General features: G+C 40.2%; 25 protein-coding genes, 2 tRNA genes and 1 other annotated feature. Of the genes, 16 read left to right on the forward strand and 11 right to left on the reverse strand.

The features are described 5' to 3' along the window. Positions 1–250: 250 nt before the first annotated feature. The 3 genes from IJ00_RS12935 (at position 251) to IJ00_RS12945 (ending at position 1,987) form a co-directional block, all read left to right on the forward strand. Positions 251–1,144: a class I SAM-dependent methyltransferase gene (locus IJ00_RS12935; RefSeq protein WP_035153649.1), complete on the forward strand. Its 894-nt coding sequence runs from the start codon at positions 251–253 to the stop codon at positions 1,142–1,144. Then, positions 1,141–1,854: an HAD family phosphatase gene (locus IJ00_RS12940; RefSeq protein ID WP_035153651.1), complete on the forward strand. Its 714-nt coding sequence runs from the start codon at positions 1,141–1,143 to the stop codon at positions 1,852–1,854. Before IJ00_RS12935 ends, IJ00_RS12940 begins: the two co-directional genes overlap by 4 nt. A 60-nt stretch (positions 1,855–1,914) precedes the next feature. Next, positions 1,915–1,987: transfer RNA gene (locus IJ00_RS12945), tRNA-Ala, on the forward strand. Positions 1,988–2,242: 255 nt separating this feature from the next. On the opposite strand, the gene cas6 is transcribed toward IJ00_RS12945, so the two are convergent. Both cas6 and IJ00_RS28385 read right to left on the reverse strand, forming a co-directional pair. Continuing rightward, positions 2,243–3,355 (reverse strand): CRISPR-associated endoribonuclease Cas6, encoded by a 1,113-nt coding sequence (gene cas6 / locus IJ00_RS12950; protein WP_035153653.1) that lies wholly within the window; start codon positions 3,353–3,355, stop codon positions 2,243–2,245. Between the two features lie 117 nt (positions 3,356–3,472). Further along, positions 3,473–3,805, reverse strand: coding sequence for a hypothetical protein (locus IJ00_RS28385; protein ID WP_144416036.1), 333 nt, complete (start codon positions 3,803–3,805; stop codon positions 3,473–3,475). A gap of 440 nt (positions 3,806–4,245) precedes the next feature. Between IJ00_RS28385 and IJ00_RS12955 the strand changes: the two genes are divergently transcribed. The 4 genes from IJ00_RS12955 (at position 4,246) to IJ00_RS12970 (ending at position 10,263) form a co-directional block, all read left to right on the forward strand. Then, positions 4,246–4,893: a hypothetical protein gene (locus tag IJ00_RS12955; RefSeq protein ID WP_035153654.1), complete on the forward strand. Its 648-nt coding sequence runs from the start codon at positions 4,246–4,248 to the stop codon at positions 4,891–4,893. A gap of 236 nt (positions 4,894–5,129) precedes the next feature. Next, positions 5,130–7,310: a BON domain-containing protein gene (locus tag IJ00_RS12960; protein WP_052754456.1), complete on the forward strand. Its 2,181-nt coding sequence runs from the start codon at positions 5,130–5,132 to the stop codon at positions 7,308–7,310. A gap of 116 nt (positions 7,311–7,426) precedes the next feature. Beyond that, positions 7,427–7,954 carry a Rab family GTPase gene (locus tag IJ00_RS12965; protein WP_082127320.1) on the forward strand — a complete coding sequence of 176 codons (528 nt, stop codon included), beginning with the start codon at positions 7,427–7,429 and terminating at the stop codon, positions 7,952–7,954. After that, a complete protein-coding gene (locus tag IJ00_RS12970) occupies positions 7,951–10,263 on the forward strand; it encodes a PAS domain-containing hybrid sensor histidine kinase/response regulator (RefSeq protein WP_052754457.1) in 2,313 nt (770 codons plus the stop codon). The genes IJ00_RS12965 and IJ00_RS12970 overlap by 4 nt, the downstream gene beginning before the upstream one ends. A 139-nt stretch (positions 10,264–10,402) precedes the next feature. Here IJ00_RS12970 and IJ00_RS12975 read toward each other — a convergent pair whose 3' ends face one another. The 6 genes from IJ00_RS12975 to IJ00_RS13000 all read right to left on the reverse strand — a co-directional run bounded on the left by IJ00_RS12975 (position 10,403) and on the right by IJ00_RS13000 (position 16,628). After that, on the reverse strand, positions 10,403–11,836 hold the full coding sequence (locus tag IJ00_RS12975) for a response regulator transcription factor (RefSeq protein WP_035153655.1): 1,434 nt from the start codon (positions 11,834–11,836) through the stop codon (positions 10,403–10,405). A gap of 109 nt (positions 11,837–11,945) precedes the next feature. Next, entirely contained in the window at positions 11,946–12,632 is a 687-nt protein-coding gene (locus IJ00_RS12980; RefSeq protein WP_035153656.1) for a PHP domain-containing protein, read from the reverse strand. A gap of 386 nt (positions 12,633–13,018) precedes the next feature. Continuing rightward, positions 13,019–14,047 carry a phosphoribosylformylglycinamidine cyclo-ligase gene (gene purM, locus IJ00_RS12985; RefSeq protein ID WP_035153657.1) on the reverse strand — a complete coding sequence of 343 codons (1,029 nt, stop codon included), beginning with the start codon at positions 14,045–14,047 and terminating at the stop codon, positions 13,019–13,021. A 330-nt stretch (positions 14,048–14,377) separates the two neighbouring features. After that, a complete protein-coding gene (locus IJ00_RS12990; protein ID WP_035153659.1) occupies positions 14,378–14,590 on the reverse strand; it encodes a hypothetical protein in 213 nt (70 codons plus the stop codon). Positions 14,591–14,794: 204 nt separating this feature from the next. Next, on the reverse strand, positions 14,795–15,394 hold the full coding sequence (locus IJ00_RS12995) for a superoxide dismutase (protein ID WP_035153660.1): 600 nt from the start codon (positions 15,392–15,394) through the stop codon (positions 14,795–14,797). Between the two features lie 253 nt (positions 15,395–15,647). Continuing rightward, on the reverse strand, positions 15,648–16,628 hold the full coding sequence (locus IJ00_RS13000; RefSeq protein WP_035153662.1) for a glycosyltransferase family A protein: 981 nt from the start codon (positions 16,626–16,628) through the stop codon (positions 15,648–15,650). 196 nt (positions 16,629–16,824) lie between these two features. Between IJ00_RS13000 and rplS the strand changes: the two genes are divergently transcribed. The 8 genes from rplS to rplL all read left to right on the forward strand — a co-directional run bounded on the left by rplS (position 16,825) and on the right by rplL (position 21,036). Further along, complete coding sequence (gene rplS / locus IJ00_RS13005; protein ID WP_035153663.1) at positions 16,825–17,187, forward strand: 50S ribosomal protein L19; 363 nt, start codon at positions 16,825–16,827, stop codon at positions 17,185–17,187. Between the two features lie 163 nt (positions 17,188–17,350). Beyond that, positions 17,351–17,423, forward strand: a tRNA-Trp gene (locus tag IJ00_RS13010). A gap of 208 nt (positions 17,424–17,631) precedes the next feature. Beyond that, entirely contained in the window at positions 17,632–17,853 is a 222-nt protein-coding gene (gene secE / locus IJ00_RS13015; protein ID WP_035153664.1) for a preprotein translocase subunit SecE, read from the forward strand. Further along, positions 17,853–18,497, forward strand: coding sequence for a transcription termination/antitermination protein NusG (nusG, locus tag IJ00_RS13020; protein WP_035153666.1), 645 nt, complete (start codon positions 17,853–17,855; stop codon positions 18,495–18,497). The genes secE and nusG overlap by 1 nt, the downstream gene beginning before the upstream one ends. Positions 18,498–18,503: 6 nt before the next feature. After that, entirely contained in the window at positions 18,504–18,929 is a 426-nt protein-coding gene (gene rplK / locus IJ00_RS13025) for a 50S ribosomal protein L11 (RefSeq protein WP_035153667.1), read from the forward strand. A 108-nt stretch (positions 18,930–19,037) separates the two neighbouring features. Beyond that, on the forward strand, positions 19,038–19,754 hold the full coding sequence (rplA, locus tag IJ00_RS13030; RefSeq protein ID WP_035153669.1) for a 50S ribosomal protein L1: 717 nt from the start codon (positions 19,038–19,040) through the stop codon (positions 19,752–19,754). 42 nt (positions 19,755–19,796) lie between these two features. Then, positions 19,797–19,959 (forward strand) — a sequence feature (ribosomal protein L10 leader region). 84 nt (positions 19,960–20,043) lie between these two features. After that, on the forward strand, positions 20,044–20,577 hold the full coding sequence (rplJ, locus tag IJ00_RS13035) for a 50S ribosomal protein L10 (protein ID WP_035153670.1): 534 nt from the start codon (positions 20,044–20,046) through the stop codon (positions 20,575–20,577). 66 nt (positions 20,578–20,643) lie between these two features. Beyond that, a complete protein-coding gene (gene rplL / locus IJ00_RS13040; RefSeq protein ID WP_035153672.1) occupies positions 20,644–21,036 on the forward strand; it encodes a 50S ribosomal protein L7/L12 in 393 nt (130 codons plus the stop codon). 89 nt (positions 21,037–21,125) lie between these two features. On the opposite strand, the gene IJ00_RS13045 is transcribed toward rplL, so the two are convergent. Continuing rightward, entirely contained in the window at positions 21,126–22,850 is a 1,725-nt protein-coding gene (locus IJ00_RS13045) for a serine/threonine-protein kinase (RefSeq protein ID WP_035153674.1), read from the reverse strand. 848 nt (positions 22,851–23,698) lie between these two features. After that, entirely contained in the window at positions 23,699–24,637 is a 939-nt protein-coding gene (locus IJ00_RS13050) for a Sll0314/Alr1548 family TPR repeat-containing protein (protein WP_035153676.1), read from the reverse strand. 333 nt (positions 24,638–24,970) lie between these two features. Here IJ00_RS13050 and IJ00_RS13055 point away from each other — a divergent pair, with 333 nt between their 5' ends. Then, positions 24,971–25,645, forward strand: a complete 675-nt coding sequence (locus IJ00_RS13055) for an ABC transporter ATP-binding protein (RefSeq protein WP_035153678.1) — start codon at positions 24,971–24,973, stop codon at positions 25,643–25,645. Between the two features lie 28 nt (positions 25,646–25,673). Here the strand turns inward: IJ00_RS13055 and IJ00_RS13060 are convergent, their stop codons facing one another. After that, complete coding sequence (locus tag IJ00_RS13060; RefSeq protein ID WP_052754458.1) at positions 25,674–25,892, reverse strand: hypothetical protein; 219 nt, start codon at positions 25,890–25,892, stop codon at positions 25,674–25,676. Between the last annotated feature and the right edge of the window lie 102 nt (positions 25,893–25,994).

The following is a 25,994-nucleotide window of genomic DNA, read 5'->3' on the forward strand; positions in this document are numbered from 1 at the left end:
TTGATTCATACTGCAATTTGACAACAACTATTCAAAAGAGATTTTGATAAATCATAAAATACTCCTTTTGTTGATTGCCGAGACAAATCACAGGGATAAATTTGACTATATAAAAACTCTTATACTACATTTGTACTTCAGGATGATTATGCCTGTCAAGTAGTACTTTTCCCTAGGATTAGCTACAATACTTACAAGATAAGCAGCGTAACCACTATTAGTAGTCAAATATTTAATTATAATTTCCAACATGGCAAAAGGTGAAAATACAATCTGGGAAAGCTTTTTGGCTCCTGTAGTACGTTTCTTGATTGACGAAGAGGAAATGCAGCGCTATGCCAAAAGTGTAGATTGGCAAAAGGAGAGCGATCGCCACCGCAATTTGTCAGTGGAATTACCAGAATACTACAGTAGTAAAAATTTCCATGGTATCGAAAATGGATATCTTAACCCCACTGCTGCGATTAGCTACGATCCAATTACCCAGTATGTGTTACCACCCAATGAAACCTGGAACCGTCAAGCGTTGATTGATGTAGTCAAGGTAAAACCCCAGAGAATCTTGGATTTGGGTTGTGGTACAGGTTCAACAACTTTAATGTTAAAACAAGCTTTTCCCACTGCCGAAGTTATCGGTTTAGATTTATCACCCTATATGTTAGTGCGAGCAGAGCATAAAGCTATGAGTGCTAATCTTGACATTCGCTGGTGTCATGGGAATGCAGAAAATACAGGTTTTGCCAACGCTAGTTTTGATTTGGTGACAGCAGCATTGCTTTTCCATGAAACCCCCACCAGTGTATCTATAAATATTCTCCGGGAATGTTGGCGCTTACTTAAGGTAGGTGGACAAGTTGTAATTTTTGATGGCAATCAAAAAACCCTGCGTCAGTTAAAATGGCTGAATAATGTTTTTGAAGAGCCTTACATTCGTGATTACTCAGTGGAAAATGTGGATGCTTGGATGGATACCGTTGGTTTTGGTGCAGTGCGTACACAAGATGTCTGGTGGATGAACCAGGTGACAAGTGGTATCAAACCTATACATAACAACCCTGTCACTACAACAACGATGGCAGACACAATCATAGATAATCAGGATTGGCAAGGTTATCCTTCCCCAGCTTTTGAAACAACAGCATGAGTTTAAAGGCAATATTATTCGATTTCAACGGTGTGATTATTAACGACGAATCCATCCATTTACAATTGATTGATGAGATTCTGATTCAAGAAAATCTCCAGCCGCAAAAGTTAATTGAGCGTCAAAGTTTGTTAGGGCGTAGCGATCGCCTATATTTCCAGGAACTGTTTACCAGTCGGGGTAGAGTTCTCCCTGAGGAATATTTGACACAGTTGTTAATGCGTAAGGCGGCAAATTACGCCCAGGAAATGGCAAAGTTAGAAAAGTTACCTTTGTATTCTGGTTTAGAAGACTTGATATTTCAAGCGCGATCGCTCAATTTACATCTAGGAATTGTCAGTGGTGCAGTTGCGAAAGAAATTGACACGGTTCTCGCCAGAACTGACTTCCAAGAGCATTTTGCCGTAATTGTTACAGGTGAAGATACTACCACTAGCAAACCCGAACCAGAGGGTTACTTACTAGCCGTAGAGCGACTCAATCACAAATATCCAGATTTAAATTTATTGCCGACAGAATGTTTAGCCATTGAAGACACCCCCGCAGGTATTCAAGCAGCGAATCAAGCCGGGATGCAAGTTGTTGGTGTGGCGAATACCTACCCCTTTCATTTCATGCAACGCTTGGCAAATTGGGCTGTAGACTACCTGATGGATTTGGAGTTGGAACGGGTACAGGAAGTTTTTGCTGGAGTCACAGTTGAGAGTTAGGGCGCAAAGCCATTTATGCTATAATAACAGTGGTGAATAGTGCTGTTTACCGTTAACTAAGGGGAATTAGCTCAGTTGGTAGAGTGCTGCGATCGCACCGCAGAGGTCAGGGATTCGAGCTCCCTATTCTCCATTATACTTGTTGTCGATTGCCAAATTATTTGTCCGTGGTGACACATTAGTGTCCGCGTTGACAAATTATTTGTCCTTAAAATTCTGATTGAACTATTATACACATCTAATGCGGTGTACGATCGCAGCACTCCTTTCAACCCACTTTAATTTCAGAACATTATTCTAATTCACTATCTTTCAACCTGCCCCAACCTGGAAGCAGCGTTGAAACAGAATATCTCTTCACAAGGATTAGGGATGACTTTCAGAGATGCTAGCTTTCAGCTAACGCCCGACGAGCCAATTTAATATATGTCTTCACCGTTTCCGGGTTCATATTCAATGAGGCGGCAATATCCTTAATAGGCTCCCCAATCTCTCGACGTGCTAGTATGGTAGCCCGCGTCTGACACACTGATATTGCTCTTTCCCCACCAGTGCGTTTTTGCTGCTGCATAAATATTTCTGTCAATTGGGCAATCCGTTGTGCCAAGCTAGCTTCCAGATTGGGAGCTTCTGCTTCTGGCGCTTTTTGCAACCATCCCAGTCTAGTTTGCCCTAAACCAAAAGTCGTTTTATGTCCTGTACCACAGTAGGGCGCGAGTTGACCTAAACTATGGAATAATTGCCCGTACTCCGGATGTTGGGCAGCATTTGTTGTCAAAGTAAATTCCACGCTTCCAATAAACCCAGTCAGCATACCTCGTTTGCCTGCGGGAACCTTTTGGGTAGCAATTTGATGTCGGGTAATAATCACATGATTATCCACCCACTCGAGAAATTTCTCCCCATCTACAGGGTGCCCAGAAAAATCATTCCAACGTCTCAAATAGCTTTGAAAGACGTTAAAAGGTAAAGGTAAGGGAAAGTGATGGGCTTTGCGGCGGAAACTCGTCGGGCTAATAAAACTTAGAGCGAGATTTTTAGATGCTTTTTGTTGCAGCAGTTGGGCGTAGCTCGTTGGTGGATGGGCGAAACTAACAGCTTGGATTTGTAGAGGTGTGGTACGAAGTTCAATGTTAGCTGGTAAATTTCCTAACCAATCAGCCATCCATTGCACCAGATTTTGCGACAGTGCAGATACATACCAACGGTAATTTTTCTGGGCAATTAGTACCTGCTGTTTACCATTAGTAGCGATTTCTCCTTCTAGACGAGATATTGCAAAGGGTTTTTCCGATTCACCATCATGCAAATACTGGGAAAGTTCGGGGTTACTTTGACGCACCTGATCAAGAAACCAGGCATGAAGCCCTATAGCGTATTCTGGGAACAGTATCAAATTACCCACAGGTGTCACATCAAAGGCAAGGGTGACTAACTCTGTAGAAGTGGATGCGTTGAGGAGATTTTGCAGATTTTGGTTACTACGCTGGGGTGCTGGCATCTTAATTTTACTCAGAGGAGGGTGATTTCCCTATCTACTTTTTCCGTCCCCATAGGGGAAATACTAGCATCTTTGACCACAGACAAGAATTAATTATGGCTGGAAAATATTAATTTTTCAATTTTTTGACTTTTTTTTCTGGTGATGGGAGATATGGTTGGCGTAACATCTTTCCAGGAATAACGATTGGCAGCTGTCGCGATCGCTGTCATAGGAGTTATCTGAGAGGAAAAATTCTGGCTCTGGATTCCCTTGTGACTTGTCAGAAAAATTTTGATATGTGTTAGAGACAGGGCGAACATTTCCGGTTGTTCGATATTCACGCCACAATTTCTGGATAAAAGTCATACTCACTTTAAAGCGTCTTGCAAGTTGACGTTGTGAACCTTCTCCTGATGTGTAAGCTGTAATAATTTGATGGCGCAACTCTGGGGAATAAACAATAGGCATAGTGGTACTCTCGTCTTACTAGTTGTTTTTGAAAAAAGATTGAGTACTTAGTACTCAATCTTCAAAAGGGAAAAACAGCAAAAGTAATTCTGGCTGAAGGTGTAAGTTTTGGTTTGAAACCACTCCCGTGAGTGAGGTAGTTGCAGATATTCGACTCAGAGATTAGGTTTCAAGCTTGTTAAACTTGCTCTCAGTCAACCATGTATTCAGATTAGATAAATGGCTGTGACAAAATTGTGACAACCTAGAAAATCTTTTTTAAGCATGTGGTGATACAAAAAATACGAACGCCATAGTAATTCCGACGAGAGACAAGGGAATACTGAGTATATCTTCGAGGTTAAGGTGATTTTTCCCATTCTTGGCTAGTATTTTTGGCTATTTAGGGAGTTGTTACCTGTGATTCTCAAGTGATTTACCTAGGAAATGGAGTTCTCGGTATGAGTGAGATGAGTAGAGAAGATGTGCGTGAACGTCTCGGCAATATTGACCAAATACGCGATATTATTTTTGGGGCGCATTTGCGAGAATATGAAAATCGATTTAGTAAATTGGAATCTAATGTTGGATTGTTACAGCAAGAAGTGCGATCGCAATTAGAACAGTTGAAAACAAGCTTTACTATCGAACTCAAGACAGCTTTGGAAGGAAACGACAAAAAACTGAAATTACTGAGTCTCTCTACCCAAGAAGAAACTGCCGATTTGCGTCAGTTGTTGGATCGTCTCAATCGCAGATTCTCCAGTAGTTTACAGTCACTAGATGAATCTTTGGATAATCAAACAAAATCTATCCGCGATGAACTTAATCATGGCAAAGCTCAATTACAGGATGATATTACCGCATTGCGGGATTTAGTTTTAGAGGAATTAGAAAGACATTGCTCACAATTACAGAATACAAAAGTTTCTCGTGCAGATATGGCAGAAACTTTGTTTGCTTTGGGAATGCGTTTAAAGGGAGAGGAGTTCATTCCTCAATTACAAAAAGCGGTAGATGCAAATGAAGAAGACTATAGCCAGTTAAACCTTTTGGAAAGTACTCAATTATCAAGATTGCTCACCCATTCTCATAGCCTTGATAGTTAAGGACTAACTTATAACTATATAACTTTATCTAGAGGTATGGCATTTTGTATCTCTAGATATTTACTTGTATTTATAAATAGGTAGACATAATTCCAGGGAAATACATAAATTTATATCCAAAACCACAAGTGCAATATAGGATTTTAAGTAATGTGTAATTCCTGCTATATTGATATTTTTTTGTATCTGCCTAATTGATGAAATGAATAATTGATATTAATGAATATTTCTATGATATGTCACAAAAATATCCACTTATCCCTGTAGAGCTAACTCAAGAAGAAAAAATACAATTAGAAAATCTGACGAATATTCTAGTTGAAATGAATTTGATATCAGTGCCAAATAAATCTCAAGATGATGATGTCAATATTGCTGATTTAGAAAATGTAGAAATTACTCTTGAGCAAAATCAGGTATCAGAATTTGATATATCTCTTGCAGAAGAAACTCCGAAAAATACAATTAATCTCATAGGTATTAGTGATGCTTTTGATTATCCGAAATTAACTAGCCATAATAGTGAAGAAACTATTGAGAACATCAGCATCAAGAGACAAGATGTTTTAGAAGAAGCTGAACAAAATGAGGAAGAGGGCTTTGCCGCCTTTGAAAAATTACAAGATTTATTAGTTGGAAATAAAATAGGTGATATTCAAAAAAACATCACTGAAATTACATATCAACTGCATGAGCCACAAGAACTGATTAAACTTTTACAACCCTTAATTGCAGAACTATTAAAATTAAACATTGACGAATCCCAAGAAGAATTTGCCAGAATTATTTCTCCTCTGATTGATGGAGCGATTCGTAACAGAACAGAAGTAGAAAAGGATATCATGGGTGAATCCCTAGCCCCGATAATTCCTCCAGCTATTAGCCATCAAATTCAGATTGCTCCTGAAGAATTTGCCGAGGCGATCGCCCCTACAATGGGTTCAGCAATCAAGAAGCAGGTGGAAAATGAGAAAGATGAAATTATTGATGCTCTTTACCCCGTGATTGGTAGTACAATTGCCAAATATATGGCGGAAACAGTCCGTACAATTAATCAAAAAATTGAAAATACTCTCAGTACAGAAGGTATTAAACGTAAAATTCGCGCCAAGTTACAAGGTGTTTCCGAGGCAGAATTAATTCTCAGAGAAGCGATACCTTTGAGAGTGCAAGCTGTTTTTTTAATTCATAAAATATCTGGTTTAGTAATTGCAGAAATTCAACCATCGGAACAACAGACAGAATCAGATATGTTTGCCGGCATGCTCACAGCTATTCGTAGTTTTGCCAATGATTGTATTGCTAACTCCCATATAAACTCGGAACTCAATGCTATTGATTATGGTGCATCCCAAATTATTTTAGAAGTTGCTGGTTATTGTTATTTAGCAATTGTGATTCAAGGAGAACCAACTCAAGAATTTAAATGGAAGGTGCGTCAAACTCTATCTAATATTATTAAACAATATGGAGACATTATTGAAAACTTTATTGGTGATCAAACTATTATTCCTGAGCAAGTCAATAATCTTTTAGAAACTCTGCGAAATAGCCACCAACTCAAAAAATCTTCCTCAAAAGTTTCACCCTTAAGTATGATCGCTGGTATATCCTTGGCAGCAATTTGTCTACCTTGGGGTGCATGGCAATATCATAATAATATAATAGGTGGCGTGGAACATAAAACTACTCTGGCATTAGCTTCCACCCCAGAATTAGCAGTTTACCGTCTCACTGTACAATCCCATAGGGGAAAATTGCAACTGAGTGGTAAAGTACCTAATCAACCATTACGCCAAAAAGCGGAGCAAGTTGCTCAAAATTCTGCACCTCAATGGCAGTTGGATAATCAGATTTTAGCTGTAGAAATACCTCCAGATCCAGTTTTGGCAGCAGATGAAGTTAAACGAGTCACTCGAACATTGAATCAAATTACAGGTGTGGCGATCGCAACGACTTATTCTGAAGGTTTAGTAAAAATATCTGGTACTGTGAAGCACGATCAAGACATACTTAAAGTCAGTCATGCTTTTGAGCAAATTCCTGGAGTCAAAACCATCTCAAGTTTTGTCAGAGCGCAACCATTAAAAGTCGGAATACGTTTTTACTTTCGATATAACTCAGCTAATTTGCTAATTTCAGATTATGGATACAAGTTACAGCAAGTTAAGTCTTTCCTGCAACGGCATCCGCAAAATAATCTCAAGATAATTGGTTATAGTAATGATGATATATCTCCCATCTCTTCTGGACAATTAGCTCTGGCAAGAGCAAAATCTGTTCAGCAAGCTCTCATTCACCAAGGGGTAGAACCCTCTCGTCTTCGTATTAATGGCTCCACTAATCTTCCTCTAGGTGTGGATAAAACTCAACCTACATGGTTAAGACGTTGTGTTGTTCTCGAAGTTGTTCAATAACTTATTTTTGGATAATTTTTTTAACATCATAGAGAAAGCAATTTTTCCGTATACATCTTTCAGATGTGCTTGATGCGATAATCATTACTCTTGCATTTATCTTCCATGTCCAAATTATGAAATATACTTCACAGAAAATTTGTCTGATTGGTGATTTTGGAGTAGGAAAAACTAGCTTAATTCGTCGATTTGTGGATGGAGAGTTTAGTGATCAATATTTAGCTACAGTTGGAGTTAAGATTTCTCGTAAGGTAATAACCACCGATATAAAAAGTCCATCATCTAATAGTTTACAATTAATTATCTGGGATGTTGAAGGCAGCCAGAAATTTAAGGGTATTGCCCCTAACTACTTGCAGGGAGCAAGGGGAGCAGTTATCGTTGCTGATATGACTCGTAGCGAGACAATTAAGAACCTCCGACAACATATCCAGCAATTTTTATCTATTAACCCTCAAGCTTGTGTAATTATTGCCCTCAATAAAGCTGATTTAATCGAGTTAGAATATACAGAAAAAGCAATACAGGAATGCCAATCTCTTTTATCGACACAGATTACGGCAACTTATTTGACATCAGCAAAAACAGGTAATAACGTGGATGAAATATTTACAGAATTAGCTCATAAACTCATTCTCTTATGATGAATTCATTTCTCAATAATCTTTTATGTTTGCGGAGTGTCGAATATTTAATCTTTGACACTGATTTTCAGATTAAGACAATTTCTCCTGGGATGAAGGAATTTGTCTATCATCAGGGTGATATACAAGTTGGCAAAGATGTGAGACATGGATTTCCCGAATTAGTGGGAATGGAAGATATTATCATGGACATCTGCCAAAAGAAACTTGATAAGTGGGAATTAAATGCAGTTGCCAGATTTAGAGAAGATAATTCTACTAACTATATTCAAATTTGCTTGACTCGCAATATTAAAAACAATAATTTCTTTGACGAAGTTATTCTCATTGTCGAAGATGTAACTGAGAAAATACAGTTAGAAAAATCCTTGGTACAGGGTGTCAATGAAGCTCATCTTTTATTAAGCACAATTGCTGCTTCTAAAGAATATATTGACCAGATTATATCTTCCATGGCAGATGCCCTTGTTGTGACAAATTTAACTGGCAAAATTCAGACAGCAAATGCAGCTTCTCAAAAACTACTGGAATATACAGAAGCAGAATTAATTGGTCAAAAATTTGCTAATATTATCCCTGATTTTAAGATTGTATATAATCAAGAAGTTGAGACTTATTGCTTAAGCAAAAGTGGGATAAAGATTCCCATTTCCCTATCTTGCTCCTTTGTTAAAACAGATATTAAAACATTTCAAGGATACATCTATATCATACGTGATATTCGGGAACGCAAACAAGCAGAATTGGCAAAGCAAGAATTTATTGCCATGATGAACCATGAAATTCGTACACCTATTGCCTCAGTTACAGGTATCACAAATCTTTTGCTCAATACCACACTGACAGAGGAACAAAGAGATTTTATAAATACTATTAATAATAGCAATCAACATTTACTGCGAATCATTAATGATATTCTTGATTTTTACAAGATAGAATCAGGAAAGCTAGAGTTAGAAATTCATCCTTTTAGTTTAAAAAGTTGCCTGGATGATTGTATAAAACTGTTAGAAAATTCTGCAAAATCGAAAAACTTGAGTCTGATTTTAACATTTGCAGATGATATTGATATTACAATTTTTAGTGATATTGTCAGAGTTAAACAAATTTTGGTTAACTTATTAAGTAATGCAATTAAATTTACTGATGTTGGCAGTATAGAAATTTCTGTGCAGATTCGTCCAGGTAATGATAAGGGTAAAGAGCCTCAGGAGCTTATTTTTGCAGTTAAAGATACTGGTATTGGAATTCCCAGCGATCGCCTGCATCGTCTTTTCCAAAGCTTTAGTCAAGTCAATCCTAGTACTACCCGTGAATATGGTGGTACTGGTTTAGGTTTAGCTATTTGTAAACAGCTGTGCGAACGTATGGGAGGTGCAATTTGGGTAGATAGTGAGGAGGGTGTGGGTACTACATTTTACTTTACAATTGCTGCCCCTATCATCCAAAAGAAAATAGAGACTCAAAAAGTCAAGCCTGAGACTAAAGCCACTGATGAAGTCATAGATGCTCAGATGGCTAAGACACATCCTTTACGGATTCTCCTAGCTGATGATAATTTAGTCAATCAAAGAATTATTTGCTTGACATTGCAGCGTATGGGATATAAAGCAGATTTAGCGAGTAATGGTGTTGAGGTGTTAGATGCATTACGTTCTCAAAGCTACGATGTCATTCTCATGGATGTACGGATGCCAAAAATGGATGGTTTGGAAGCTACTCAAAAGATTCGTCAAGAATTAGCATCTAGCGATCGCCCTTGGATTATTGCCTTAACTGCTAATGCGATGTTCAATGATCGTGAGACTTGTTTGGCTGCGGGGATGAATGATTATCTTGCTAAACCTATCCGGATTCCTGAATTGGTAGCAGCTCTCAAAAATGTTCCTCTAACTACCAAAGAAGAAAACCATCCCAATCCATCCTATCGCCCAGACTGTGTGGATATGAATACTTTAGACGAATTGTTACAGATAGCAAAATTTAATAGTAGCGGAAATCCAGAAAGCTTTGTGATTGAAGTTATTGATACCTATCTGGAAGATGGTACAAGTCTGCTAGCCAACATGCACAAAGCTAGAAATAAAAAAGATTATCAAAGTCTGGAAAATATGGCACATAAATTATACTCTAGTAGTGCGACCTTAGGCGCTCATCAATTAGCAAGTGTCTGTAAGCAGCTAGAGAAAAATGCCAAAAAAGAACCCGCAGAAAATATATCTGGCTTAGTTTATCAGTTGGAAACAGAATATCAGCAAGTAGAACAAGCTTTGTCCCATTTCAAGAAAAAGTATATGCAAAAGCATTAGTTTCTATGCAAACTACACATGCGTCTTGAGAGTATCCACAGCGTTAAGTAAATATTTATTTGTTTATGATGAGTAGAGATACTGTGTAGTCTTGCTCTTACAATTGTATGTGAAAAATTGCCGATAATATTATAGTTATTTACTTGCGATATTCTTGTAATAAACGGGTACGCTCTAAACGATTAAAAAGACGAGTAATTAGCTCAGGAGCAACCACCGGTTTGCTAACATAGTCGTCAGCACCAACAGTAAACACCTGCTGAATTGTCTCAGCATCTCGCTTGCCGGTTAAAAAAATTATTGGTATCCAAGCCCATTTATCATCATTACGTAATTGTTGACATAATTCCAAACCATTAACATCTGGCATTTGGATATCGAGAATTAGTAAATCGGGTTTTATTATCTCTAATTGCTGCCAAAAATTTTGGATTTCTTTGGAAAGAGTCACTTGTAAACCCCATGGTTCCAATAGGGTTTGTAAAAATCTGAGAGTTATCCAGTCATCATCTAAAATTAGTAATTTTGCTTCTGATTTTTTCTGTTGCTGATAATTGAATTGTTGCTCTAAATGATAAATACTAATATCTTCTACTAAGGAAACTAATTTTTGTACCTGCTGATGATAGAATTTGATATCATCGGAGGACATAAGATGATTCTCAGAAAATAATTGTTCCAATTTTATCGCTATTTCCACTCCAGATTCTAAGCCCAGAATACCCATATGGGAAATCATCTTATGAGCAATCTTTTTTGCGGCATCTCCAGTTTTATTGAGAATAGAAGCTTCTAATAATTGCAACTCTTTGGCTACGTAGGATTTAGTTTCTTGCCAAAATTCTGAGTTAATTTTTTGTTTTTGATAACTGTGCTCATTCTGGATATTATCCGTCACAAACTTAGGATTCAGACGATAACCCACACCATAGATATTTTCAATTAAATCTTCATTACTAACTGCTTTTAATTTTTGACGTAATCTTTTAACTAAAGCTCTGACAGTATCTCCTCCTGGCAAATCATCTGTGAGCGACCAGAGTTGATTGAGAATAGTTGTTTGGCTATAAATTTTCTCAGAATCGTGTAATAGTAGTTCTAATAAAGCATATTCTTTTGAAGTCAAATTCAGTAAAGTATCATTATAGAATGCTTCATGTTTAGTAAAATTAAGACAAATATTTCCCCACCTTAAGGTAGAAGAAGTAGGAGAGAATTGTCTGCGTAATAGGGCGCGGATTTTTGCAGCTAATTCTGGCAAGGGAACAGGTTTGACAATATAGTCATCAGCACCTGCATTTAAGCCCATGATTTTATCATCACTCATACCTTTTGCCGTCAGCAAAAGAATCAGAGTTTTGTCACCTTTTTTCCGTAAACGTTGACATAAACTGATGCCATCTAATTTGGGGAGCATGACATCTAAAATGATTAAATCGTAGTGAGATGTTTCGACAAATTCCCATGCTTCTTGCCCATCTGTCGCAATATCGACAATGTAATGTTCTTCTATAAGATGTGCGTTGAGCAAGGATACAAGTATTGGGTCATCATCTACTAGTAAAATTTTCATTGTTAATCTGTGAAATCAAAAGCAAGAGAACACCCTGGTGATGATTACAGTGAGCGGTGATTACTTCCTGGTGGATGAGACCAGGAGAATAATAATAGACAATTCATGACTATATTCTTTGCAACAAACTTAAACCATGGGTATCAGTTCCACAGGTATTATACAAGCCGTACGTAGTTGCTAATTGCTGAACTTGCTCTGATTCGATAACGCTAGGTCGCCAAGGATGGGGATTATTATAGGCATAAAAGGACTCTACACCATCAATACCCAATTCGGCAGCAGCAGGAATTAAATCACGGTGCGATCGCCGATATCTTGCAGGGTGTGCAAGTACTGCTAATCCTCCAGCTTCATGAATTGCGGTAATCACAGATGCTGCTTGATATTCTTCGCCTGTGGTGACTCGTCGCTGAAGGTAAGGTTTTATACTCAACTCTTGCGTGTCAAAGGCATATGCCAATATGTGGACTTCCACATTCAACAGGTTGGCATTTATTTCTACCCCACTCCAGAGCTGTGGTACTTTAGCTCCTGGGTTTTTCCATTGCCAATCTTCAATCCATTGCAGAGCAATTTGGTATCCGTTAACACTATGGTGGTCAGTAATTGCCATCCCTTGTAAGCCAATGGCGATCGCCTGTTCCATGACTGCACTCGGTAGGAGTTTTCCGTCAGAATGGACGGTATGCATATGAAAATTGAAGCACCTCGGACAACTTTGGGCATCAATTTTTGGTAATAATTCTTCCAAGGAGCTTTTGGAAGCTGTCATGCGGGCATAATTAACAGTCATAACCCCCTCTTTTCCCAATTTATGGAATTTTTAACACTTTCTTGATGTAGACTGCCAACAAAGGTTATAGGTACGGTGACAGTTTTTCTCTGTAAGATTAAGTGTCATTTTTACTTTCTTCACTTCCTACCCTGTCCGTCAGTAGTTATCTTTTACATATCCTGGGTAATTTTTTCAATATGTTAAGACTACGTTAGCAAATTCCCAGACAGACGGTCATGAGTAATTGATATCAGTGTTGTCTATAGTATGTAAAAAGAATTGCCTAGAGTATCCGTTAATTCCCCAGGTAGTAATTATCAGAAAAACCACCAAACTTAGACATATCAAGAATTAATGCTTGAGTAGGACAAGTTTGATTACAAATTCGATGTCGTAATTGTGATTTACATTGGTATTCCAACTATTTCTCCAGAACCAGAAATCACTTCACCAATGATACAAGCAGCAATATTTTGTGACTGAAAGTGAGTGATTACTTCCATAGACTGAGACGGTGGTACAAGTAAAACGAAGCCAATACCCATATTAAAAGTGTTATACATCGCCGCAGGATTGACATCTCCAGTGGTGGCTAACCATGAGAATACAGGGGGAATCTGCCAAGAATTAGGGTTAATTCTGATTCCTTGTCCTGCACTCAGACAACGTGGTAAATTTTCCGGTAATCCACCACCTGTGATATGTGCCATACCATGAATATCAAAACCTGCTTTGATAGCAGCAATTACAGGTTTGACGTAAATATGAGTGGGTGTGAGGAAGATTTCTCCTAGGGTTTTGCCCCCAAATACTTCTGGAGTATCGCTCCAACTTAAACCTTGATCACTAATAATTTTTCTGACTAAGCTAAAACCATTACTATGGACACCACTACTAGGAAGAGCGATCGCCACATCTCCCAGCTGTACCTGGGAACCATCCAGCATCCGACTTTTTTCCACAATCCCCACACAAAAACCCGCCAAGTCATACTCTCCCACTTGGTAAAAACCTGGCATTTCTGCGGTTTCTCCTCCCAACAAAGCACAACCAGCTTGCTTACACCCAGTTGCCACACCTTCTACAACCTGGGTTAGTTGCTCTTTTTCTAGCTTACCAGTCGCCAAATAATCTAGAAAAAATAGTGGTTCTGCTCCCGATGTCAACACATCATTGACACACATTGCAACTAAATCGATACCCACAGTATCATGACAATTCAGCATATGGGCAATTTTCAGCTTTGTACCCACTCCATCGGTACCAGAGACTAAAACGGGTTGCTCATATCCACTCGGTAACTGAAAACAGCCACCAAAACCCCCTAAACCTCCTAATACTTCCGATCTGAAAGTACTGTGTACAAGATTGCGGATATTATCCACAAAAGCACGACCAGCTTCTACATCAACCCCTGCTTCTTTGTAATCCATGACTCACTTCACCGTGATCAACGCGCCGCCAACATTAGGATATATATCTTCACATATTTGGGCGACAAGAAAATATTTTTTCTAGGTGATAACAAAATAGTCAAGGAGTGGGGCAAAAATTTTTCGTGTATTGTGACGTGTGTACTGGTGGATAAGTACTTCGCGAACTAAAATCTGTGATGTATTTTTATGGCTGCGATTTAGCCCATTTTTGCCTTTTGGCTGAAACACAAGAAGTTAGAGGAGTAGAGGAATAATTGAAAAAAACACAAAATCTGATGGGAATAGAAATCTAGCAGTCTATTACTCATCATTCCCTTACCCCTAGTATTAGCTACCAAATACCTCATCTTCAATTCCTTGCCACCATTCACCCAAATTCATTAAATCTTGGTGAATATCTTCTAATCTGCGAGCATAATCATCCTCACTAATCATATTTTTCATCTCTGCTAATTTTGTTAGACGCAACTGCACCAATAGCCATGGTTTATACATACTATTAGTCGCTTCTAAATATTGTGCTAATTCAGTGCTATTCATAAAGTTAGGATGGTAGATTATCAAAAGTTAAGTTATGTAATCAGAGAGCTTGGGAAAACAAATAGAATTTTATATAAAAGCAGCCACAGAAAATGTGACTGCTCACCAAAATTTAAAATTTAACTTTCCCGTTTTGCCAAACTAAGGATAGTTAAATCCGAAGCAGGATAACTAAAAATATACAAATTCCTGCAATTGTCAAAACTAGGCAGCCAAACGTTCTGCAACAAAATCCCAGTTCACCAAATTATCTAAGAAGTTTTTGATGAAAGCAGGACGAGCATTTCTAAAGTCAACGTAATAAGCGTGTTCCCACACATCCAGGGTTAATAATGGTTTTTGTCCATGGACCAGGGGATTTTCCGCATTCGGAGTTTTGGTAATTTTCAGAGTACCATTATCATCAACTAACCAAGCCCAACCACTACCAAATTGGGTAGCAGCAGCAGTGGAAAAATCCTCTTTGAACTTGTCAAAACTACCAAAATCCTTATCGATTCTAGCAGCTAAATCTCCAGTGGGAGCGCCACCACCTGCGGGTTTGAGGCAACTCCAAAAGAAGGTATGATTCCATACCTGAGCTGCGTTGTTAAAAATACCTGTTAAGGAAGCATCTTTGAAAGCAATGGTAATTACTTCCTCTAAAGATTTATCTGCTAAATCTTTTCCTTCTGTCAGCTTATTGAGGTTATCTACATAAGCTTTGTGATGCTTGCCGTAGTGATACTCAAAGGTTTCAGCTTTCATGCCGTAAGGCTCAAGCGCATCCATTGCAAATGGAAGGGGGGGCTGTGTAAATGCCATTTTTGTGAAATCCTCTCTTTACCGTTTTCCAGTTTAAGGCTTCTACGGAAGCTGTGGAAATTACATACTAGGTATCAAGCTGTATTGACGGCTTGACACTGGCACATAAAACTTAATACTTTGATTCTACAAGGAAATGTGGCACTCAGAAACTCTGTCGCAAGTAATACTGTTGCCAAAATTGGGAAAAGGGAGAAGTTATCTTGTGTGACTTATCGTATTTTTGTGGAACCAATGTAGTACAAGATACATTTCAAGGATTGCTCATGTTAGGAATAATAGTGACTTGGTGAATGTCAGGTTTGTCTGGGTTTTTTCTGGAGTGACGAGTAAACATAGCAAATATTAAAATCCGCCAAGCCGAGTGAGAAAGCACAACAGGAGACAGAATACTCATAGCGCTGAGGAATTTATATTGCTTGCAAGCAGCTAATATCCAATGTAATTTCAAATAATCTTTGATGATTGAGATGGGTGGTAGGCGATCGCGGTATTTTTCGTTAACTAAAGCGTATATTTTTTCTTTCATCAAAATATTAGCCTCTAGTCGTCGAGCAATTGCAAATTTTTGGTTATAGGCTCCTGACCACACAGTGCGATAGGCTAAACACCGATTCACAAAAATCCCACCACCATACTCAGCAACCCGAACCCAACAATCAATATCGTCACAATTGCCATCTAAACTCGAATCCCAACCCCCAGTCTGTAAAAAAGCCTCTCGCTTACAAGCAACTTGAACAGGTGTACCAAAAGGTAATAATTCTAGTAGCATTCCATAATGAATATCAGCCTGGGGAACGTATACCGCTAATCCCGAACCCATAACAGGTGTACGACTCAACTCTACACCTTGACTATTGACTTGAGCCGCGATACAAGAACAAATTACCGCTTCCGGACATAGAGCGATCGCCCGCGCCATTTCTGCAATACAATCACTTGCCAGGTAATCATCATCATCCAAAAACTTAATCCAGTCGCCACTACTGACAGCAACCCCTGCATTCACCGTTGCCGAATGACCCAAATTTACCTGATTGCGATGATAAACTAGCCGACTATCCCCAGCAAGCTCCTCAATCAATCCCCGAACATATTCCTCAGTTCCATCCCCAGAGCAGTCATCAGCAACTACTACCTCTGACACCATTGTCTGTTGTAACCCAGAGGCGATCGCTCTTTTCAGTAAATCCAAGCGATTATAAGTGGTAATCACAATACTAAACTTCATATACTAAATCTTTCTATATTTGAATTAGGGGTTGTGAACCACCCCCAAACAGCATAAATATCCCGCAAACCATACCATAAGATGTCCCTGTTTATATTTCAGTATTCACTCTTCCGAAGTCAGATCATGCAAAATGGCTAGACTGAAAACCTGGAAGGATTTATGATGGATGATCGTGAGTTTTTTATAAACTATAATGAACACTCAGGAAATTATCCGCTCCATCGAAGCGGAACAACTCAAATCCAATCTACCCGATATCTATGTCGGTGACACCGTCCGTGTTGGTGTCAAAATTAAAGAAGGCGAAAAATACCGTATCCAGCCCTATGAAGGTGTGGTGATTTCCATGCGTAACGGTGGCATCAACGAAACCATTACGGTTCGCCGTGTCTTCCAAGGTATCGGTGTCGAACGTGTCTTCCTCGTTCACTCTCCCCGCATTGAAACCATCAAAATCATCCGACGTGGTAAAGTTCGTCGGGCTAAACTTTACTACCTCCGTAAGCGTGTTGGTAAGGCGACACGGATTAAGCAACGCTTTGACCGCTCACTGTGATTACCAGATAACCCTAATATGGGAGAAAGCCTAAAAAAGCGGCTTGTGCCGCTCAAACAAACTCCCTGAAAAAATATCTTGAGCAAAACTGCCAAATTGCGTTACACTAGTTAAAGCTTGTATGAAAGCATTAACTTTATAACTGAATCTCAAGATAGCTGGTGCGCTCTTAGTTCAGTTGGTAGAACGCAGGTCTCCAAAACCTGATGTCGGGGGTTCAAGTCCTCCAGGGCGCGCTATCCGCGATAAAAATGTAGAGACGCGTAAGCACAACTCCTCAGCGAGTCAAGCAAACCGCGTCTCTACAGCTTTGAAAAGTCGAGTATAATTGCAGCTATGTTTGTACTGTCTCGCATTCAAAGAGATGTTGATAGGAGCAAAAGCCCAACTCAACCATCGCAAGTTAGTTAACAGCTGAATCAGCAAATAGGAGAGTAAAGAGCCGTGGCTAAAAAAAATGAAGCAGAAATGCCAGAAGCCACCAGTGGAGTCAATGTCACTAACTTCTTTCAAGGACTCAAGGAAGAATTTGAAAAGGTTGTCTGGCCCAGTCGCCAACAGTTAGTCAGTGAATCAGCTGGCGTATTACTCATGGTGACGCTCTCCGCAGCTTTGATATTTTTAGTAGACAAATTCTTTACTTGGGCAGCACAACAGGTGTTCTGATGACTTCTGCAACAGACGAAAGCTCAGATTTAACGTTGCAGTCGGAGGAATCAGCAGACTCAACGAGTGATATTTACAAAGAATCTCGTTGGTATGCAGTGCAAGTTGCCTCTGGCTGTGAGAAGCGTGTCAAAACGAATTTGGAACAGCGTATCCAAACCTTTGATGTCGCTGACAGGATTTTTCAGGTAGAGATTCCCCACACGCCAGCAGTGAAAATCCGTAAGGATGGTAGCCGTCAACACACAGAGGAAAAAGTTTTTCCCGGTTATGTCCTAGTCAAAATGATTATGGATGACCATGTGTGGCAGGTGGTACGTAATACTTCCCATGTGATTAATTTTGTGGGAGCAGAGCAGAGACGAGGTGGTAGCGGCAAAGGTCGCGGTCACGTCAAACCTGTACCCCTAGGTCATGCGGAAGTAGAGCGAATCTTTAAGCAGACAGCAGAACAGGAACCAATTGTCAAAATTGACATGGCTGCTGGTGATAAGATAATCGTGCTGTCTGGTCCATTCAAAGATTTTGAAGGTGAGGTAATTGAAGTCAGCCCCGAACGGAGCAAACTCAAAGCCTTGTTATCAATCTTTGGCAGGGATACACCAGTAGAATTGGAATTTAATCAGGTTCAGAAACAAAGCTAGTTAGAAATGGCAAAAAAAGTCGTAGCGGTCATTAAGTTGGCTCTGAATGCCGGAAAAGCCAACCCAGCACCGCCAGTTGGTCCTGCTTTGGGTCAACACGGTGTGAACATCATGATGTTTTGTAAGGAGTACAACGCCAAAACAGCTGACCAAGCTGGGATGGTGATTCCTGTGGAAATCTCCGTTTATGAAGACCGGAGTTTCACCTTTGTACTCAAAACACCTCCTGCGTCGGTATTAATTACCAAAGCAGCTAAGATTGAGAGAGGTTCCAACGAACCGAATAAGAAAAAAGTTGGATCCATTACAACAGAGCAACTACGGCAGATTGCTCAAACCAAAATGCCCGACCTCAATGCCAATGACATTGACGCGGCAATGAAAATTATTGCTGGTACAGCCCGTAACATGGGTGTAACAATCACCGATTAGTGATTTTGTCCTTGTGACTCAATTGCTAGGTTATAGAACTATCCCAACTCAAATCCTTAATTCACAGGGGGAGAGATTTTCCTCGCTAGTCACCCCAGGAGATAAAGAATGGCAAGAAAAATATCAAAACGTTTGCAAGCGCTCGTAGCCAAGGTAGAAGATAAAGACTACGCGCCTTTAGAAGCATTACAGCTGCTGAAAGATACAGCAACAGCCAAATTTCCCGAAGCAGCAGAAGCCCATATTCGCCTAGGAATTGACCCAAAATATACAGACCAACAGTTACGGACCACTGTTGTTTTGCCCAAGGGAACGGGACAAGTTGTTAGAGTCGCAGTCATTACCCGTGGTGAAAAAGTAGCAGAAGCTACCAGTGCGGGTGCGGATATCGTTGGTTCGGAAGAATTAATCGATGATATTCAAAAAGGCATGATGGACTTTGATAAGTTGATTGCCACCCCCGATGTTATGCCCCAGGTAGCCAAGTTAGGTAAATTACTTGGTCCCCGTGGATTAATGCCATCACCCAAGGGTGGTACTGTGACCTTTGACTTAGCAGGGGCGATCGCCGAATTTAAAGCAGGTAAATTAGAATATCGGGCAGACAAAACAGGTATCGTTCATGTTATGTTTGGTAAGGCGGCTTTCGCCCCAGAAGATTTGCTGGTAAACTTGAAGGCGTTGCAAGAGTCCATTGACCGTAACCGTCCTTCCGGTGCCAAGGGTCGTTACTGGCGCACCATGTATATTTCCGCAACCATGGGACCTGCCATCAGAATTGATGTTGGTGCTTTACGCGAGCTGAAAACAACAGAAGTAGCTTAAGTATTAGGTCGGGTAATGGGAAATTTCCCATCGCCTCACTCCAAAATTAAATATACCAAGCCGGAGACAGCAGGTGTCCTTGACTTAAATATCCTGCCTAGGTTTGCACTCCATTTGTTCCATGAAGACTCATAGTGGTTTGACCATGGCAAAAAGAGATTTGTAAAACCCCGGCTTGGTATAGCTGGGGTTTATTAATTGGGGACTTTGGGGTGGTGGATGTTGAGATGAAAATAGTCTGAAATCGCCAATCTCAAATTCCAAATCCTGTGAAGGAGGTGAAAGAAAAGTGGGTCGAACAATAGAAAACAAAAAAGAGATTGTGGCGGAACTCAAGCAAAGCTTGAGCGAGTCAACTTTAGCTCTAGTCATTGACTACCAAGGGCTAACAGTCTCGGAAATCAGCGATTTAAGAAGGCGTTTGCGGACAAGTGGCAGCACTTGTAAAGTGACAAAAAATACCCTCATGGGCATTGCCATTCAAGATGATGAGCAATGGCAAGCCATGTCGGAATTGCTGAGTGGAGCCTCAGCTTTCTTGTTAGTTAAAGAGGATATTTCCTCAGCTATCAAAGCTTATCAAGATTTCCAAAAAGCTTCCAAAAAAACCCAACTTCGCGGTGGCGTGATGGAAGGTCGTCTGCTGAAGGAAGCAGATGTTAAAGCTTTAGGAGACTTGCCTTCCAAGGAACAACTTATGGCACAAATTGCTGGTGCTATCAACGGTTTGGCTACCAAGTTGGCTGTGGGAATCAACGAAGTTCCCTGTTCTTTGGCGCGTGCTTTGCAAGCTGTTGCTGACAAAGAAAAAGGTGAAGGTTAACTGTGTTTAAGTTAGCCATGAAATCAGCAAACAACAAAAAATTGACAACAATAGGAGTTATATACAATGTCTGCTACAACTGATGAAATTTTGGAAAAGTTGAAAGGTTTGACTCTCCTCGAAGCTGCGGAATTAGTTAAACAAATTGAAGAAGCTTTCGGCGTAAGTGCTGCTCCTGCTGCTGGTGGGATGATGATGATGGCTGCTCCTGGTGGAGCTGCTGCTGCTGAACCCGTAGAAGAGAAGACTGAATTTGATGTCATCCTGGAAGAAGTTCCTGCTGACAAGAAGATTGCCGTTCTCAAGATTGTCCGTGAATTGACAGGTTTAGGTTTGAAAGAAGCTAAGGATTTAGTAGAGTCCACACCTAAAGCAGTGAAAGAAGCTATTGCCAAGGAAGCTGCTGAAGATGCTAAGAAGCGCATCGAAGAAGCTGGTGGTAAAGTTGCTATCAAGTAAAACAATACTTGCTAATCTTTAAATGAGAATCCCGACTTGGATCTAAGTCGGGTTTTTTTATCTTCAAACAAACGTTTTGAGCATATCTTCTACCTTCTTCTGGCGTCAGCGATTAGCCATCTGTTGCTTGTCGTATCCCATGTGAGACTAAAACGAACTCTTTCGGGGATTTCTTGCCCATTTTTCATCACATATTTAACTTGAGCATCAACGGTGGCTGTTTCGGAGTTCGTTTCCACTAAATCAACTCCCTGTACTTGCACATTTTGCACTTGACCACTCCACCATTGAGTATAGGATTTATAGCCCTTGGGGTGTAGTTTACGCCGACTTTGATATTCTGGTGCCAGTTGATTCCAACCGGTTTGTAAATCACCTTGGTTGATAGTGCCGTAGTAATTACGAATAAAGTTGTCTGGTGCAGGTTGTTCTGTTTGTGGCTCCGTAGTAGGTGTAATAGTCGCTATGGGTGTGGGAGTATTTTCTGGGGTTTGAGTGGGTTGAGGGCTGGCTTCGGTTGTAGAGTCTATAGGTTCAGGAGATTCAGTTTGTGTGGTGACAGGGGTTTCTGTCGCTTCTACAGGCTCCTGGGGCGCAATGGGCGAAGTAATCACTTGGGGCTGTCGCCTTGTTGGTTTAATAACGGATGGAGTATTTTCTGTTGGTGGTGTAGTTGCTACTGTTGCTGGTGTAGTGGTAGCGGGAGTTGGGACAGTCGCAGTTTCTGTAACTGATTTATTGTTATTGAGTGCAGAGCTAATAACTACTGATGCGGCAATGATTCCCCCAGCTAAAATTACAGCCAGAACCAAGGGATTTTTACCTGCATTGGTATTTTGATTTCCTGGTGTTGCAGGGATTGCTGCGGGTGGAGCAGGGGGAGTGAGGGCAAGGGTATTGTCTGGGTGTGAACTGGGGGGATGGGTTGGGTAATGAGCTTGGGGAGGTTGGGTGTAGGGTGTGGTGGGAGGAGTGAGCGGAATCCTGGAAGAGACGGAACCTTCTGCTTGAATTGCTTCTAGCATTTCCCGTGCAGAGACAAAGCGATCGCGGGCACTAAATTGAATAGCTTGATCGAGAATATTCGCAAAATTTGGTGTGACATTTGCATATTGCCGCCAAAGTACTGCACCTGTGGCTGGATCCGTACCCCACTCTTGGGGTAGTCTACCAGTGAGTAAATAAATTGCTGTCATCCCTAAGCTATAGATATCACTAGCAAACATCGGTCGTCCGACGGATTGTTCACTTGCCATGAAACCGGGAGTACCAATCACGATGGATTGGGTATTTCCGGAGGGGGTGACTACAGTTTGCACCGTTTCTTTGACTGCACCAAAATCAATTAAAACTGGTTTCCCGTCGGCGTAGCGGAGGAGAATGTTATCGGGTTTGATATCACGGTGAACAATACCCCGGTTATGAACGTATTCTAAGACTGGGAGAATGCTTACCAGAATTGATTTGACAGTACTTTCGCTGACTGTTCCTTGTTGTTTGAGCAGTGCAGTCAATGTTTGCCCTTCGATGTATTCTTGGACGAGATAAAACTTATTATTCTCGGAAAAATAGGCATAGAGGCGGGGAATTTGTTCACTGCGATCGCCTAAATCTTCTAAAATTGCCGCTTCTCTTTGAAAGCGCTGCTGCACCAACTGATAAACTTGGGGATTATCTTGAATGGGCTTGAGCTGTTTAATCACACAGCGTCTTTGAGATGGCATTTGGGTATCTTCAGCAAGAAAAGTCTCACCAAATCCACCACCCCCTAGAGTTTGAATGACTCGATAGCGGTTGTTGAGCAGCATTTGCATTATTGTTAGGTGAAAATGTACCCAGTACTTGGGTATGGGCTGTTTGATATTGTGAACTACTTTAACTATACCTTTGCACTAGTACAAGCAGACAGCAGGAAATTAACTGGACTGCGTAGACAATCTGGCTAAAAAAGCTACATACTTTTACTGAATTTCCCAAATTAGTCAGAGACGATGGGTGCGGCTTCCGGGCGATCGCCGATGAAATTTATCTGGAAAAGCACTGAGTTAGAATTCTAATTCTATTCGATTGATGGGAAATGGAAAATCCTATCATATCCCCGACTTTCCGCCAGAATTGAGTATAGCAAAACACCCAATCCACCCGAAAAACGCAATACTTTTCTATCTATCACTACTATAATTATCAAGCTGTACAGGGAATTATTGCCAAATATTACCGATAATCAACTTTGGTAAAATAGCAGTGATTTGTGAAAAAACGGTGCTAAGTTTATAGCAGGTACAAAACAAGTTAAAAGATTTTCTGGTTTAAAGTTATCCGACCGTGAGCTTGTACCCTCTGCTCTAGTCGTTTCGCAAATAGACTCAGTAATTGCATCCGGTTATGATGTGTTTTCGCCTTAATTAAAAGTCTAAGTCTATAGTCGTTGTTCGGAGGTTTTCAACACACAGGAAAATGCCTGCCTAGCTGAAATTTTAGGATGCTTTACTTGTTGAGAATTTGCGATTTTGTCCACATTAGTTAAGTAACTTGCAGTTCTACCTCTTTTACTACTCAATAGATTGTTGCATTTATAAACCGCCAAAACTACTGACATTTCTCTCTCGGTCGTAGTCTCTGGCGGTAAAACTTTTATTGGGTAAATATTCAGAGATGATAACTAATTTCCCAAGGTTTTTCTGGCGTTGCGTGATTCTTTTTCGATTTGCCTAATTAAACCTGAAGGTAGTTGAGATTTTTTACTAAGGGCTTTATCAAAGTTAACGATCGCCTCTTGCATGATTTTTTTGTCATTATCTTTGTTCGCTTGGGCGCGGAGAATCTGTGCCTTGAGATAATAGACTTCAGGATTGTCAGCAGTAATAGTTAGAGTTCGGTTGACATACTCTAGTGCCTCATTATACCGTTTTAAATCTCGATAGGCGATCGCAATTCCTCGATAGGTGAGATACTGGGGCGCAGAATTTTTTTCCAGCTTATCTATGGCTTGCTCAGGGTTAGCAAAGGGTAAATTTACCGCCAACATTAAATCCATATATCCTTTGAGGAGATTTAATTCTGGATCTTCCGGAGCGATCGCCTCAGCTTTGTCTAAATATTCATAAACCTGTTTCAGCTTATTCAGTGCTTGAGTTGCCCCGTTAACAGTTCCCTCACGACGCAGAATTACCGCACCTTCTAAAAAATATCCCACAGATGTGTATAAATATCCTCGCAACGGGTCACTACTCGTCAATTTTTGCGCTGCTGCCAGGGTTTTTTGACTATAGGTTTCCAAACCACTCCAATCTTTGTTGGTATAAGCTAAAGACGCTTTCATTGCGTGAGCTAGAGGTTCATCAGGTTCCTTAGATATAGCTTCCTGCAATAATCCCTCAGCTGCGGTGTAGTTGCCTCGCAAAAAAATTGCTTTGAATGCAGCTTCAGTTCTGTCACCAATTTTACGAGTATCTTTAGTCCGAAAAGGGTCAGCAGCATCGCTAGGAGAGCTAACAATATTCAAACTCAAGGTAGTTAGCAAAGTCAAACTAGTCACACCTAAGAATTTCACTAAAGTCCCAGGTAGCCTTTTAGAAAAAGAATTAGATATTTTTTTCATCAGGATAATTACTGTTGAAATAGTTGTATATGTTACTTATAATCCCAGAGAGTTCACTCAGAATTAAACAGACCCATGGGAAATTTACCTGACTTCTGTAATCAGTCTAATATGAGGTAAACATTTTGACTCAAGAGGTTTGTTTCTGTTCCCAAATAATCTTGTCACTATTTTTTCATCCTTTCCTTTGTCACAATGGGGAAAGAATCATCCTGGGCTGATTTGACTGCGGCTACTACCCAAGGACGGATTTAACTGGAAATTTTGCGGAAGTTTACGCTTCCCTGGCGTGTAGTTAACAGTATATTGCTAACTTTTTGGTAATCTTAACAAATGCTCTATCTCAGAAACCTAGTTTATCATCCAACTGCTTGCCCTCATGCGATTCTCCAATCTACGAACCTGGACTTACCAACCCAGCAATTAGGTTTAATTATTGGACCCAGTGGTTCTGGTAAAAGTACTCTCCTAGAAATTTTATCTGGATTGGCAGAACCAACCTCTGGAGGTGTATTTTGGCGAGAGCAACCACTGATTGCAGAACAGTTACAACAGTTGGCAGGTTTAGTGTTTCAGTTTCCCGAAAGACATTTTTGCGGGGGAACAATTTTAGAAGAATTACGGTTAGGACATCCAGAGTTAGGTTCCGAAAAGGTAAGACAAGCTTTATCTGAGGTAGGTTTAGAGCATTTATCACTATCATCCTCACCCCATGCTTTAAGTGGGGGACAACAAAGACGGTTAGCTTTAGCTGTGCAATTAATTCGGCAACCGTCTTTATTATTGTTAGATGAACCGACAGCTGGTTTAGACTGGTCTATGCGGCGACAGCTAGTCAATTTGTTAGCAAAGCTCAAGCAAGACTGGACATTATTAGTAGTCACCCATGATGCAGGAGATTTGTTAGCGATCGCCGACCGTTGTTGGACTCTCAAACATGGACAATTAGAATCGGTAGAACCCCTGACACTACAAACCCAGTCCCAAGAAGCGGTAACGGCAATTTAAAAGCAGAGGAAGTGGTGAGTGTTTGAAACTAGACGATTCGTTTCCTAACTTCTTCTACCTTCACCACTGCTTCTCCATGATCGGGTATCCATACCAACCACCAATCTTCAATCAGTGGAGATAACAGCAAAGCTTCATCATAACTGTAGGTACTGGGAAACTCTGACAGCTTCACCCATTCCCATATGAGTAAATTTTGCCCTATTCCCCACAACTCAGATAAAGTCATATCTGTGGCGTTTAACATTTTTGCTATAACTCCTCTAGCTCATAAAAATGGGCTAGATGCACAATAATTCTGTATCTAATAATACAAAAAACCTTGTAGTCAAAAATATGTCTGTTTCAT

This window comes from Calothrix sp. 336/3 (assembly GCF_000734895.2).
Taxonomy (GTDB): Bacteria; Cyanobacteriota; Cyanobacteriia; order Cyanobacteriales; family Nostocaceae; genus 336-3.

Bases quoted from the DNA above. Each gene is read 5' to 3' on its own strand.
- IJ00_RS12935 (WP_035153649.1), top strand. From the start codon at position 251: ATGGCAAAAGGTGAAAATACAATCTGGGAAAGCTTTTTGGCTCCTGTA.
- IJ00_RS12940 (WP_035153651.1), top strand. From the start codon at position 1,141: ATGAGTTTAAAGGCAATATTATTCGATTTCAACGGTGTGATTATTAAC.
- cas6 (WP_035153653.1), bottom strand. From the start codon at position 3,355: ATGCCAGCACCCCAGCGTAGTAACCAAAATCTGCAAAATCTCCTCAAC.
- IJ00_RS28385 (WP_144416036.1), bottom strand. From the start codon at position 3,805: ATGCCTATTGTTTATTCCCCAGAGTTGCGCCATCAAATTATTACAGCT.
- IJ00_RS12955 (WP_035153654.1), top strand. From the start codon at position 4,246: ATGAGTGAGATGAGTAGAGAAGATGTGCGTGAACGTCTCGGCAATATT.
- IJ00_RS12960 (WP_052754456.1), top strand. From the start codon at position 5,130: ATGTCACAAAAATATCCACTTATCCCTGTAGAGCTAACTCAAGAAGAA.
- IJ00_RS12965 (WP_082127320.1), top strand. From the start codon at position 7,427: ATGAAATATACTTCACAGAAAATTTGTCTGATTGGTGATTTTGGAGTA.
- IJ00_RS12970 (WP_052754457.1), top strand. From the start codon at position 7,951: ATGATGAATTCATTTCTCAATAATCTTTTATGTTTGCGGAGTGTCGAA.
- IJ00_RS12975 (WP_035153655.1), bottom strand. From the start codon at position 11,836: ATGAAAATTTTACTAGTAGATGATGACCCAATACTTGTATCCTTGCTC.
- IJ00_RS12980 (WP_035153656.1), bottom strand. From the start codon at position 12,632: ATGACTGTTAATTATGCCCGCATGACAGCTTCCAAAAGCTCCTTGGAA.
- purM (WP_035153657.1), bottom strand. From the start codon at position 14,047: ATGGATTACAAAGAAGCAGGGGTTGATGTAGAAGCTGGTCGTGCTTTT.
- IJ00_RS12990 (WP_035153659.1), bottom strand. From the start codon at position 14,590: ATGAATAGCACTGAATTAGCACAATATTTAGAAGCGACTAATAGTATG.
- IJ00_RS12995 (WP_035153660.1), bottom strand. From the start codon at position 15,394: ATGGCATTTACACAGCCCCCCCTTCCATTTGCAATGGATGCGCTTGAG.
- IJ00_RS13000 (WP_035153662.1), bottom strand. From the start codon at position 16,628: ATGAAGTTTAGTATTGTGATTACCACTTATAATCGCTTGGATTTACTG.
- rplS (WP_035153663.1), top strand. From the start codon at position 16,825: ATGAACACTCAGGAAATTATCCGCTCCATCGAAGCGGAACAACTCAAA.
- nusG (WP_035153666.1), top strand. From the start codon at position 17,853: ATGACTTCTGCAACAGACGAAAGCTCAGATTTAACGTTGCAGTCGGAG.
- rplK (WP_035153667.1), top strand. From the start codon at position 18,504: ATGGCAAAAAAAGTCGTAGCGGTCATTAAGTTGGCTCTGAATGCCGGA.
- rplA (WP_035153669.1), top strand. From the start codon at position 19,038: ATGGCAAGAAAAATATCAAAACGTTTGCAAGCGCTCGTAGCCAAGGTA.
- rplL (WP_035153672.1), top strand. From the start codon at position 20,644: ATGTCTGCTACAACTGATGAAATTTTGGAAAAGTTGAAAGGTTTGACT.
- IJ00_RS13045 (WP_035153674.1), bottom strand. From the start codon at position 22,850: ATGCAAATGCTGCTCAACAACCGCTATCGAGTCATTCAAACTCTAGGG.
- IJ00_RS13050 (WP_035153676.1), bottom strand. From the start codon at position 24,637: ATGAAAAAAATATCTAATTCTTTTTCTAAAAGGCTACCTGGGACTTTA.
- IJ00_RS13055 (WP_035153678.1), top strand. From the start codon at position 24,971: ATGCTCTATCTCAGAAACCTAGTTTATCATCCAACTGCTTGCCCTCAT.
- IJ00_RS13060 (WP_052754458.1), bottom strand. From the start codon at position 25,892: ATGTTAAACGCCACAGATATGACTTTATCTGAGTTGTGGGGAATAGGG.